The following is an 11,565-nucleotide window of genomic DNA, read 5'->3' as shown; positions in this document are numbered from 1 at the left end:
TGGTTCTTCACCCAACTCCGGGGAAGGCCGCCCGGATCTTGAGGAAGAAGTAGGCGTCATCGCGGAAGCCGTAGGCCATGCGCTTGATGACCTTGATCTTGTTGTTGATGCCCTCGACCAGGTTGGTGCCCAGCGGCCACCGGCAGTGGGCCAGGATGCCGGGCAGGTAGGGCTCCAGGCGCCGGACGAAGATCTTCAGCGGCTCCAGCCCGCTGCGCAGGGCCCGGCGCTTCCACTGCTTCCAGGCGCGTAACGCCCAGGCGCGGCTGCGATATCGCCACAACTGTTTGAGGTCGTCCTTGAGCAGGTAGACGGTGAGCAAGGCGCGGTTGGCTGCCAGCAGTTCGTCCAGGTGCACGGCTTTGTCCGCCGGTACGTTCTCCCGGTTGCGCAGCAGCAGCCAGCGCGAGGTCTTCACCACGCGCCGGGCGGACGTGTCGCCACGCAACCGGTTGGCTTCGTCCACCCGGACCCGGTCGATCACCTCGCGGCCGTACTTGGCCACCACATGAAACAGGTCGTAGACCACCTCGGCGTTGGGACAGTGCTGGCGCACCTCCAGGTCATAGGCGGTGTTCATGTCCATGGCCACCGCCTGGATCTGCGCGCAGCGCTGCGGACCCAGCAGTTCGAAGAACGGACGCACCTCGGCCCGGCTGCGGCCGCGGCCCACCCACAACACCCGCTTGCGCTGCGGATCGACCACCACTGTGGCGTAGCGATGGCCCTTCTGGATCGCGAACTCGTCCATGGCCAGCAACCGCACCCCGTCCAGGTCCGGTGGCCCCAGCGTGCGCTCCAGGTACCGGTAATCGATGGCCTTGGCCGTCTTCCAGTCCAGGCCATGCCACTGCGCGGCGTGCCGCACCGAGGTGACCGCGCACAGGCGCGCCACGCTGCGGGCCAGACGCCGGGTCACCCGGGCATGCCGGTCCAGCCAGTCCAACTGCTCCAGCCGGGGACCACAGCGCGGGCAGGCCAGGCGCAGCCGTTGCACCCGCAGCTCCACCGACTCCTCGAACACCGGCAGGTCGCGGATCCGCCGCACCGTGCGGTCGTGGATCGCCGCCACGGGCTGGCCGCAGCCGCTGCAGCAACGCCGCACGCCCTCCTGCGGATCAAGCTCGATCACCAGCCAGCGTTGGCCGCCGCGCGGCTCGCGATGCCAGCGGCTTACGCCATATCCCGCCCAGCCTCCCAGCGGGGACATACAATCCAACTCGGCCACGGCCGGCCCCAGTTTGTTGCTTCGACACCAGCAAGTCTGCCGGGTCGGCCGTGTGCCTCTCTCCCCTTAGTTGGGAGAAGAACCATTTTTTTGTGAGGCATGATGATTCGAGGACGCAGGGGATGGTTCAGGAGGCAACTCACATCGTTGTGGGATCCATAGAGTTCGGCTCGCCGCCCTTTCGGAAGTTGGGTGGCTTTCGTATCGATTTTGCCGAGCGTCTCAAGCTAATTGCGGGTCACAACGGAATTGGCAAGTCGACAATTCTCGGATTGGTTTCGAATACCTTCGGATTAACTGATAAAGATGGTCCAAGGAGATCTCTTCTACGCGAACATAGAGAAGATCGTCTATTTGTCTATCGATGAGGTGGATCTCGCGCAAGACGGTCGGTCGGCTCCACCTACGGTTACCGCAAAGGTCGGCGGAGTGGAGGTGCGTAAGCGGTGCGCAATGACTCGGCGCGTAAAAGAGAAGCGCGCCAGGGTGGTGCCTCGGACAATAGATAGGGCCGACGACGATCCAGTGGGGCAAGATGCGAAGATTCCGTTGCCGACTATTTATCTAGGCATCAGGCGTTTGGCGTCTATCGGTGAGGCGGATGAAAACGAAGTCGCGAACGTCGTGCTGGCGATGGACTCCGAGGACAAAGCGCTGATGCGGGACTTCGTGTCGTCTGTAATTATGGGGGTTGAGCTAACTCCTGACGTCGGCCGCAACCCGTAAAGCAGGCAAAGGGCGTACCAACAGGGCGTAGCCCGGGTAAGCGAAGCGCACCGCGCCCCCGCATGGTCGAGGCGCTGGCGAGGTTCGGCGCGTCGCCACGCGCCAGCGGACTCGCCGCCACGCCATATGTACGGGTAAGCGAAGCGCACCCGGGGACGATGTGCCTTGAGGGATGGCTGCGCACCATTCCGCGCATCCGTCAATCGGCTACTGGCCGCGGAACCGAAGCACTACAATGCGCGCCCCCGTTTTCCCCCGCAGTGCATGGACATCGTCGTACTCGAAGAGCTCAAGGCCTATATCGATCCGCTGACCAACGACGAGTACGAGGCACTGGAGCGCAACCTGCTGGCCGAGGGCTGCCGCGACTCCCTGGTCCTGTGGGGCAACATCCTGGTCGACGGCCACAACCGCTACGGCATCTGCCAGAAGCATGGCATCCCCTTCAACACGGTGCAGAACACGCGCTTCCAGTCGATGGAAGACGTGCACCTGTGGATGATCGAGCAGCACCTGGGCCGGCGCAGCGTCTCCGACTACCAGCGCGGCGTGCTGGCGCTGCGCAAGCGCGAGATCCTGGCCCGCCGCCTGCAGGCGCAGCGCGAGGCCGAGCTGGAGGCGCTGCGTGCCGCCCAGGCCGCCGCTGCCGCCGCCGAAGCGGCCGAGGCCGAAGCCGCGGAAGCCGCCGAGGCCCTGAACGCCAGGGCGGAGCCCGACGACCTGCCGCCGTGGGATCCGGTGCCGGTCAGCCGTGCCGAACTGGCGCGCGAGGCCAAGCTCAGCCCGAACCAGGTGGCGATGATCGAGCGCATCCACACCCAGGCCGCGCCGGAGGTGGTGGAGGCGCTGAAGGCCGGCGAGATCTCCATCAGCGCCGCCGCCGCGGTGGCCAGCCTGCCGGTGGAGGAACAGCGCAGCGCCGCCCAGGGCGGCAAGGCCGAGCTGCGCCAGGCGGCAAGACGCGCGCGCGAGACGAAGAAGCGTCCGCGCCAGGAACCGGTGCCCGCCGCCGCCGAGGGCGGCGAAGACGCCCCCGAGGCCGCGGCCGAGCCGGACGTCCGGACCCTGCAGCGCCGCGTTGCCCAGCTGGAGCGCGAGAACGAGCAGCTGCGCGCCCAGGTGCAGGCGCTGCAGAACCAGCTGCTGCGCATGCGCGAGGCGAACGCGCAGGGTTGAAGGCCCGCGATCCTGTGGTTCGTGCTGCCGTTTGCCGTGTTCGGGAGCAAGGGGCGGCTGGATACCCTGATCGGCCTGCAGCGCCAGCAGACCGACCAGATCGCCTCGCTACGCGCCGACCTGCTGCGCATGCAGGCCGACACGCCCGGGGAACGACGCCAGGCCCGCTGCCGGCATGACTTCCGGCGCGCGCGCCAGGTGCGCGCCTGCCGCATGCTGCCGCCCTCGCCACGACTACAGGGGGTAGGGCATGCGTCTTCTGCTGGCAGCGGTACTGGGCCTGGCATCCACGGTGGCCACGGCTGCGCCGCGCCCGGCCGAGGTGGCCGTGCTCTCCACCCTGCACCGCCTGCACGCGCAGGTGCCGACGTATAACCAGGAGGTGCTGGCCGAAAGCATCCGCCGCCTGGACGCGGACGTGCTGTGCATCGAGGTGAATCCGGACAAGTACGCCCAGCGTGCCCCGGAGTCCACCAAGGTCGAGTACCCGGAAACCATCTACCCGCTGATCGATGCCGGCCACTACAAGGTCTACCCGATGGAGCCGGAGAACCCGCTGTACGACCAGATCGGCGGCGCCTACATGGCCTCGTTCCAGGCCTTCGCGTCCGGCCAGCCGGAGGCTTCGGCCGCGTTCTCGGCCTATGGCCAGGCGATCTACGCCGCGCTGCGCCACTACTGGACCAGTCCGGCGCGGGTCAACGACGCGGTCACCGACCAGCAGCTGCGCGCCAAGCACGCGCTGCAGGAAGGCCTGGTCGGCGAGGGCGAGCGCGCCGGCTGGCAGGCCTGGAACCGCCACTTCCTCGAGGTGGTCGTGCGCGCGGCCGCGGAGAACCCGGGCAAGCGCATCGTGGTCCTGGTCGGCGCCGAGCACGGCTACTGGCTGCGCGAACACCTGGCCGCCCAGCCCAACCTGCGCCTGCTCGACACCGCGGCGCTGCTGGCCGACTGAGCCGGGCAGCCCCGGGAGCGAACGCGCGGACGCGCAGCCCGTAAGCGAAGCGCACCGCGCCGCCGCGGTGCGGCTTGGCCCATGGGCCGATACCTGGCTTGCAGGCAACTGATACTTGCGTTGACGCTTGCGCAGGGCCCAACGCAATCTCCTACCGATGCGCGTATCACAGAGATCCGGGCTATCCGGAACCCGGGCGCAGGGAAGTGCGCTACACTTCACAGGAGAAAGCGCGATGCGTGAACTGCAGGAGCTTGAAGTGGCGAGTGTGAGCGGCAGCGGCGAAGGCGGTGCTGCCATCGGTGGCATCGTCGGTGGTATCGCTGGCCGCTACGGTGGTGTGACCGCCGGCGCGGCGATCGGTGGAGCGATCGGCAGCGTGATCCCGGGCGTGGGCACCGTGGCCGGCGGCCTGATCGGCGCGACGGTCGGCCTGATCCATGGATCGCTTATCGGCGGCGCGGTCGGCGGCTACGCCGGCTCGAAGATCCAGGATGCGCTCATGCAGAAGTGATTCCTGCGCGCCCTCTCCGCCGCGGCGGGGAGGGCGCGTACCTCCGGAGGAGGATCGATGCAGTTGCGCGAAGGCTTCAAGCTGGGCGCGAGGATCGAGGCGGTGGCCCTGTCATTCGTGGTCCTGTACATCCTGCTGTTTGAGCAGGATCTGGCGCCGCGGTTTGTGCGTGGGTACCTGCTTGGCTTCGTGACCATGGGAGCGGTGATCTACCTGCTCGCCCGCCCGGACGAGGACGGCACGCTGGGGGCCTGGCGTGCCAACCGCAATTTCATGGTCTTCCTGTCCGGATTGCCCTGCCTGGTGTTGCTTGGCCTGGTCTCCCAGCAGGTTCCTTACGAGGAATACGCCTGGCTGGTTGTGGTGCTCGGCGGCTGGATGGGAAACCGGATCGGCTGGTTGCTGAAAACACGCAGACGCAATGCCTGAGTTTCCGCCCTGTCGGACAACAGTCCGGGTGGCAACCACATGGCCCGAACAAGCAAGGTCAGCGGATGCCCGGCTTTCGCCGGCACGACGGTGCTTGCGCTTCATGCAACGCGGCAGCCCCGGGGGAGCCGCAGGGAGGCGTCCACACTCCGGGCCGGACCTGGTCGCACCCAGGTGCGCGAGGCCACGGACGCGGCCTTCGGCCTTGTCCGGGCTACCGGGTCGCCAGTGGCCGCGCGTGCTGGACGAGGGTGACCAGCAACTTGCCCGGTTCCTCGGCCAGGATCTCGTGGGCCGAGTGCTCGAACCACTCGAAGTGCTTGTACGGCGCCTGCACGCGCCCGAACCACTCGTAGGCGACCTGCGAGTTGACGCTGCGGTCGTGGCGGCCGGCGAGGATGATCAGCGGGCAGCCCAGACGCGTCTGCCCGCCCAGGTCCACGGACAGCACGTCGCTGAGCAGGAACTCCTGCGACCAGCCGTTGCCCTCGTACGCGCGCGCGGCTTCCGCGTCGCTGTACTCCGGCGCCAGGCGCACGGCGATGCCGTCGACCTGGCCCTGGCGCCAGGCCATCACCCCGCCGTAGTAGTCCGACCACTTCCGTTCAAGCGCGATCTTCGCCAGCGGGATCGGCTCGCCTTCGCGCGCGTACGGCGCGATCGATTCCAGCTCGGCGACGGCGCCGGCATTGCCGTCGCGGCGTGCCTGCTCCAGCGCATAGGCATAGCCGCGGCGCTCGCTCTCCGGGCTGTCGATGGCCTGGCCCATGCCGATGTAGGCATGCAGCCACTCCGGCCGGCGCAGCGCGAATTCCAGGCCCACGTAGCTGCCCCACGAGGTGCCCAGCAGGAACACCTTGTCCTGGGCGAACTCGCGGCGCAGCCAGGCCACCAGCTCCTCGGTGTCGTCGACGAAGCGTTGCGGGCGCATGCTCGGCGCGACCCGGGCCGGGTCGTTGGCCAGGTGGGTCTTGCCGGCGCCGCGCTGGTCCCAGTGGACCACGGTGAAGTACTCCTCCAGCCCGCGCGTGGCCCACCAGGCAATGCCGGAGGTGGGGAAGCCCGGGCCACCGTGCACCACCAGCAGCACCGGGTTGGCGCGGTCCTGGCCGCGGATGGAGACGAACTGGTCGATGCCGCCGATGCGCACGTACTCGTAGCGCTCCACGCCCTGCGGGGCCACGATCCGGCGCAGTTCGCGGATCACGCCCACCGCCTCGGCGCGGGCGCTGGCAGGCGGCTCCTGTGCCGGGGCGGGCGGGGCCAGGGCCAGCGTGGCCAGTGCAACCGCAAACAGTCGGATCGTCCACATGCGCCGGTCCTCGTCGGGGAAGGGGACGTGTAGAGGCCACTGTACCGGCATGCGGCGGCCGTTGGCCCGGCCAGACCCCGGGGCGGCCTCCGGCCTTGCCCGGGCTACCTGCGGGCGCGGGAGAGCAGGGCGTTGAGCGCGATCGCGCCGAAGGTGGCGGTGCCGATGCCGCCCAGGGCGAACTCGCCGAACTTCAGGGTGAACTCGCCGGTGCCCAGCACCAGCGGGATCGCGGCGACGATCAGGTTCTTCGGGTCGGAGAAATCCACCCGGTTGTCGACCCAGATACGCGCGCCCGCAACGGCAATGAGCCCGAACACCACGATCGACACGCCGCCCATCACCGGCAGCGGGATCGCCTGGATCAGCGCGCCGAACTTGGGCGAGAAGCCCAGCAGGATCGCGATCGTCGCCGCGCATACGAACACCGCTGTCGAGTAGATGCGCGTGGCCGCCATCACCCCGATGTTCTCGGCATAGGTGGTCACGCCGGTGCCGCCGGCCGCGCCGGACACCATCGTCGCCACGCCGTCGCCGATGAAGGCGCGGCCCATGTAGCGGTCGAGGTTGCGGCCGGTCATCGCCGTCACCGCCTTGATGTGACCCAGGTTCTCCGCCACCAGGATGATCACCACCGGCACGATCAGCATCATCGCGCGGGTGTCGAACACCGGCGTGTGCAGCGAGGGCAGGCCGAACCACGGCGCGGCGACGATCGCGCCCACGTCCACCGGCTTGCCCAGGCCCAGGCCGTTGGTCAGCGCGGCGTAGACCAGGCTGGCCAGCAGCAGGCCGACCAGGATCAGCAACCGCTGCACCATGCCGCGGGTGAACACCCCCACCAGCGCCACCGACAGGAAGGTCACCGCCTGCATCCACGCGTCGAAGTTGCCGGCGGCCATGTTCTTCACCGGGATCGCCGCCAGGTTCAGGCCGATCACCGCCACCACCGCGCCGGTCACCACCGGCGGCATCAGCCGTTCGATCCAGCCGGTGCCGGCCAGGTGCACCACCACGCCTATCAGCGCGTAGACCAGGCCGCACGCGATGATCCCGCCCAGCGCCAGGCCGATGTTGGCGTTGGCGCCCTGGCTGGCGACGTAGCCGGTGGCCACGTTGACCACGCCGATGAAGGCGAACGACGAACCGAGATAGCTGGGCACCTTGCCGCCGGTGACCAGGAAGAAAATCAGCGTGCCGATGCCGCTCATCAGCACCGCCAGGTTGGGATCGAAGCCCATCAGGATCGGCGCCAGCACCGTGGAGCCGAACATGGCGACCACGTGCTGCACGCCCATCAACCCGGTCTGGCCCCAGGGCAGCCGCTCGTCCGGCCCGATCACGCCGCCATCCTGCAGGACGGCCGGCGACTTTTCCGTCCACGAGAACATGCCCATGCGCCTGCATCCCCGATTCGTTCCCGCGATCTTAGGGGCTGGCCGGGTTCGTCCCAAGCGCCTGGTGCCCGGCGGCCCGCGACATGCTTCCCGGAAGCGCTCGAAAGGGATAACTTTGCGACGGTTTGCGAATAGGGGGTTCGCAATGTTTCGCCTGATCGCGGCCGCCTGCCTGGCGGCCTTCGCCATGGGCGCGTCGGCCCAGACCATCAAGGCCCATGTGGCGCCCAGCGCCCCGGCCAAGCCGGCCTACCGCCCGCCACAGCCGTACAACTCCGCCGCGAAGGACACCACGCCGTTCAACTGCGAGCAGTGGCGACGGCACCCGCACCCGGGGATGGTCGGGTTCTGCGAGAGCATCGAGTACATGGTGCTGTCCAGCGAAGCGCGAATGCAGGGGCGACCGGCCGCATCGCGCAGCGTGGTGACGCTGCCGGCCATGGGCTCGGCCGAGGCGAAGGAGCTGGGCTACGCCTGCATTGGCGGCCAGGCTTTCCGTCGCATCCCGAACGGCTGGGAGCAGGTATCGGCAAGAGATGGTGGCTGGCAGCGCTGCACCGGTGGCTGACGAGCGTGCAGCGCAGGTGGCAAGCGGGCGTGGTGCGCCCGCAGCCATCGATCCTGTCCTTCAGTCCTCGATCGGATCGGCCTCGTGCGCCGGCAGCGAGGCGATGAAGGCGCGCATCTGCGCGATCCGTTCGGGCGTATGGCCGGTCCACCCGGTGAGCTCGCCGACGACGCGGAACGGATGCCGCGAGCGGTACGACCGGGTCGGGTTGCCGGGATAGCGCTTGTTGGTGAGGTTGGGGTCGTCCTCCAGGGGGCCGGTGGGTTCGACGATGTAGATGCGCCCCGGTCCTTCGCCTTCGGCCAGTTCGGCGCCCCAGGCCGCCGCGTCCAGCGTCGCGGACAGGTAGACGTAGCGTGACGGCTTGCGGTTGCCGAAGTTGGAGGGACGGCCGGGCGCGATCAGATCGCCCACGCGGAGGTCGGCCTTGGTGCCGTGGTAGTAGGTCTGCGCTTCACTCATTCCTTCGCTCCTTCTTCCTGCCGGAACGGCAGGGCGGCGATCCTGCACCGCGCGTAGGGCGTTGCCGCAAGCCCCGGGGGCTTGTATAACGTTGTTGTGGGAGGCGCGGCGCGCCTCCCGTTCTTTTCTTGCGCACGCGAAGCGCGCGTGTTGCGCCAGGGGTGAAGTCGCCCCCGATGGCCCGGTCGCCCTGGTCCGTGTTCCGTCGCCGCACGGCAGGTTCCGTCGGGAACCGGTGGTTCGCCAAGGACCACCGTGCGAGCCTGCGAGGGTTCCCTCGATGCGGACATGCGCCATGAAGCATGCGAACTCGATCCTCTGCGGCGTTGCCATGCTGTTGGCAGCCACATGCGCGTTTCCGGTCCACGCGAGCGACGCGGACTGCGCGGTGGGCAGTTACCGCCTGGCTGATGGCCGCGCGCTGGATATCGGCCCGGGCGGCGAAGGCCGGTTGCGCTGGCGCACGCCCGATGGCCGCACCGGCGCGCTGTCGCCGGCGGGCGATGGCAGCTGGACCAGCACGCTGGGCTGGACGGGGCGCGCGGATGGACATCGCGTCGTGATCGAAGACTGCGGCCGCGGCGGCATCCAGTTCGACGGCGTCGCTGGCCTGCGCGTCGCGCTGGTGCAGGTCGAAACCCGATTTCAAGGCAGCGGTGGCACGCAGCTGGCCGGGCGACTGACGTTGCCGCCGGGCAAGGGTGCAGTGCCGCTGGTGGTGCTGGTCCATGGCGCGGAGCACGACTCGGCCTTGCAGCGCTACTCGTTGCAGCGCGAGTTCGCCAGCGCTGCCATCGGCGTGTTCGCCTACGACAAGCGCGGCACCGGCGCTTCAGGCGGCGACTACACGCAGGACTACCTGACTCTCGCCACCGATGCGATCCACGCCGCTCGCGAAGCCCGCCGCCTGGCCGGAGCACGCGCGGGTCGCATCGGCTACCAGGGTGGCAGCCAGGGCGGCTGGGTGGCGCCACTGGCGGCGCGTATCGCGCCGGTGGACTTCGTGATCGTCAGCTTCGGCCTGGCGGTGTCGCCGCTGGACGAGGATCGCGAGGCGATCGCCGGCGACATGGCGCGCGGCGGCTTCGGGCCGGAGGCGATGGCCGGGGCCATGGAGATTGCCGACGCCACCGCGCGCCTGATCGAGAGCGACTTCAGCGACGGCTTCGCGCACCTGGAGGTGGTGAAGGCGAAGTATCGCGATGCGCCCTGGTATCCAGCGGTGCGTGGCAACTTCACCGCCTACCTGCTCGCCAACGACGCGGAGGCCATCCGCCGCGATGCGCCGGGCCTGGTCCGGAGCATACCGGCACGCTACGACCCGATGCCGGTGCTGGAAACCCTCGACGTGCCACAGCTGTGGCTGTTCGGCAGCGAGGACCGCGATGCGCCGCCCGGCGAGAGCGTGCGACGTCTCGCCGCGCTGCAGCGTGCCGGACGGCCGATCGCCACGGTGGTGTTCCCCGGCGCCGACCACGGCATGTACGAGTTCGAAGTGGCCGCCGATGGCGAGCGCCTCTCCACCCGCCAGCCCGAGGGCTATTTCCAGGCGATGGCCGACTTCATCCTCGGCCGTCCACTGCAGCCGCATTACGGTGCGGCCACGCTCTCCCAGGTGCCCGTGATCCCTTCTCCCTAAGGGGGCTGGGCAGGGGAACGGGCCGGAGCCCGACGCCCCGTCGTGCATCGAAGCCCGATCGGCCCGCAGCACGCATGGGTGTTCCCCTGATCCGCCAGTCCTGCTGAAGTACTAAGGTGGCGCGACGGTGCGCCTTCAACAGGGAGGAAGCTGATGGGGAACGGAAGGATTTACGTTGCGGGTGTGGTCCTGGCGATGCTGGCAGGTGCAAGCGCGCCGGCGTGGGCCGCCGGAAGCGGGCAGGGGGCCGCCACGGTGGGAAGCGGGAAGACGCGGGCATGCATGATCGCCGGCGAGTTCGAGATCCTGGGCCAGCGCCTGCGGTCGCGCGACTGCTTCCAGGCAGGCCCCGACATTCCCGAGGCGACACACCGCGAGCTGTGCGAATCGCTGGCGCAGACCTCGGCGCAGCTGGGCGGCAAGGCCGGCGAGATCACCTGGATGGATGCCTGCCCCAGCCCGAACCAGGGCAGCTGCCGCGGCATCTTCGGCCAGAAGACGATGCACGCGTTCTACTACGAACGCCGGCCCGACGACCTGGCCACGCTGCCCGACAGCTGCCGCATGGGCGGCGGTACCTGGCAGAAGTAGGCGCCGACCCTCTCCCCTCGGGGGAGACGGCATGTGCGCGCCACTGGCGCGCATGCCGGCGAATGCCCGCATTTCGCTGGACGCAGGGCGCGGAGCGGGGTTGGGGAGAGGGCGGTGTGCCCCACCTGGCCTGGGCTGCCGGCCCTCTCCCCCGGCCCCTCTCCCGGGGGGAGAGGGGAGTGGTTCGGTGCTACCTTGCGTGTATCGAGGAGGGACGCGATGGCCAAGTACCTGATCTCCTTTCCCGCCGCCGCGATGGTGGTGCCCGACGGCGAGTGGGATGCGGTGGTCCGCGATTCGCATGCGGTGATCGGGGAAGCCAAAGCTGCCGGCGTGTATGTGTTCGGCGGCGGCATCGACGAATCCGTGCCGCCGGTGCTGGTGTCCGCGGCGGGCGAGGTGAGCGAGGGCGGCTATCCGGGTGCGCCGCCGCTCAACGGCGGCTTCACCGTGCTGGAGCTGCCGTCGCGCAATGCCGCCATCACCTGGGCGGCGCGGATCGCCAGGGCCTGCCGCTGCGCCCAGGAGCTGCGGGTATTCGGGTTCGATCCGCAGTCCTGAGCGATAG

The 11,565-nt window shown here is 69.0% G+C and carries 13 protein-coding genes; 9 read left to right on the top strand and 4 right to left on the bottom strand.

The features are described from left to right. Positions 1-7: 7 nt before the first annotated feature. Entirely contained in the window at positions 8-1,228 is a 1,221-nt protein-coding gene (locus tag M503_RS0110145) for an ISL3 family transposase (RefSeq protein WP_155952008.1), read from the bottom strand. A 306-nt stretch (positions 1,229-1,534) separates the two neighbouring features. Between M503_RS0110145 and M503_RS17425 the strand changes: the two genes are divergently transcribed. The 5 genes from M503_RS17425 (at position 1,535) to M503_RS0110120 (ending at position 5,028) form a co-directional block, all read left to right on the top strand. Continuing rightward, positions 1,535-1,954, top strand: coding sequence for a hypothetical protein (locus tag M503_RS17425; RefSeq protein WP_155952026.1), 420 nt, complete (start codon positions 1,535-1,537; stop codon positions 1,952-1,954). A 264-nt stretch (positions 1,955-2,218) separates the two neighbouring features. After that, complete coding sequence (locus M503_RS0110135) at positions 2,219-3,130, top strand: hypothetical protein (RefSeq protein ID WP_028920347.1); 912 nt, start codon at positions 2,219-2,221, stop codon at positions 3,128-3,130. A 250-nt stretch (positions 3,131-3,380) separates the two neighbouring features. Further along, entirely contained in the window at positions 3,381-4,085 is a 705-nt protein-coding gene (locus M503_RS0110130) for a hypothetical protein (protein ID WP_155952025.1), read from the top strand. Positions 4,086-4,320: 235 nt separating this feature from the next. Then, positions 4,321-4,599: a hypothetical protein gene (locus M503_RS0110125; protein ID WP_028915076.1), complete on the top strand. Its 279-nt coding sequence runs from the start codon at positions 4,321-4,323 to the stop codon at positions 4,597-4,599. Between the two features lie 57 nt (positions 4,600-4,656). Continuing rightward, positions 4,657-5,028 carry a hypothetical protein gene (locus M503_RS0110120; RefSeq protein ID WP_028915075.1) on the top strand — a complete coding sequence of 124 codons (372 nt, stop codon included), beginning with the start codon at positions 4,657-4,659 and terminating at the stop codon, positions 5,026-5,028. Positions 5,029-5,242: 214 nt separating this feature from the next. Here M503_RS0110120 and M503_RS0110115 read toward each other — a convergent pair whose 3' ends face one another. Continuing rightward, on the bottom strand, positions 5,243-6,340 hold the full coding sequence (locus M503_RS0110115) for an alpha/beta fold hydrolase (protein WP_028920345.1): 1,098 nt from the start codon (positions 6,338-6,340) through the stop codon (positions 5,243-5,245). Between the two features lie 104 nt (positions 6,341-6,444). Beyond that, positions 6,445-7,737, bottom strand: coding sequence for a solute carrier family 23 protein (locus tag M503_RS0110110; RefSeq protein WP_028920344.1), 1,293 nt, complete (start codon positions 7,735-7,737; stop codon positions 6,445-6,447). 145 nt (positions 7,738-7,882) lie between these two features. Between M503_RS0110110 and M503_RS0110105 the strand changes: the two genes are divergently transcribed. Beyond that, entirely contained in the window at positions 7,883-8,305 is a 423-nt protein-coding gene (locus M503_RS0110105; protein ID WP_028920343.1) for a hypothetical protein, read from the top strand. A 60-nt stretch (positions 8,306-8,365) separates the two neighbouring features. On the opposite strand, the gene arr is transcribed toward M503_RS0110105, so the two are convergent. Continuing rightward, positions 8,366-8,767, bottom strand: coding sequence for an NAD(+)--rifampin ADP-ribosyltransferase (gene arr / locus M503_RS16205; RefSeq protein ID WP_037061093.1), 402 nt, complete (start codon positions 8,765-8,767; stop codon positions 8,366-8,368). A 388-nt stretch (positions 8,768-9,155) separates the two neighbouring features. Here arr and M503_RS16200 point away from each other — a divergent pair, with 388 nt between their 5' ends. The 3 genes from M503_RS16200 (at position 9,156) to M503_RS0110085 (ending at position 11,558) form a co-directional block, all read left to right on the top strand. Beyond that, positions 9,156-10,406, top strand: a complete 1,251-nt coding sequence (locus M503_RS16200) for an alpha/beta hydrolase family protein (RefSeq protein ID WP_231472353.1) — start codon at positions 9,156-9,158, stop codon at positions 10,404-10,406. A gap of 282 nt (positions 10,407-10,688) precedes the next feature. Next, on the top strand, positions 10,689-10,997 hold the full coding sequence (locus tag M503_RS0110090) for a hypothetical protein (RefSeq protein ID WP_197017675.1): 309 nt from the start codon (positions 10,689-10,691) through the stop codon (positions 10,995-10,997). A gap of 219 nt (positions 10,998-11,216) precedes the next feature. Then, positions 11,217-11,558, top strand: a complete 342-nt coding sequence (locus M503_RS0110085) for a YciI family protein (protein ID WP_028920341.1) — start codon at positions 11,217-11,219, stop codon at positions 11,556-11,558. Positions 11,559-11,565: the final 7 nt, after the last annotated feature.

It is taken from the genome of Pseudoxanthomonas suwonensis J47 (assembly GCF_000513955.1).
Classification (GTDB): Bacteria; Pseudomonadota; Gammaproteobacteria; order Xanthomonadales; family Xanthomonadaceae; genus Pseudoxanthomonas; species Pseudoxanthomonas suwonensis_C.
The sequence above is the reverse complement of the archived record's forward strand: the minus strand, read 5'-3'. Positions and strand labels throughout refer to the sequence as shown.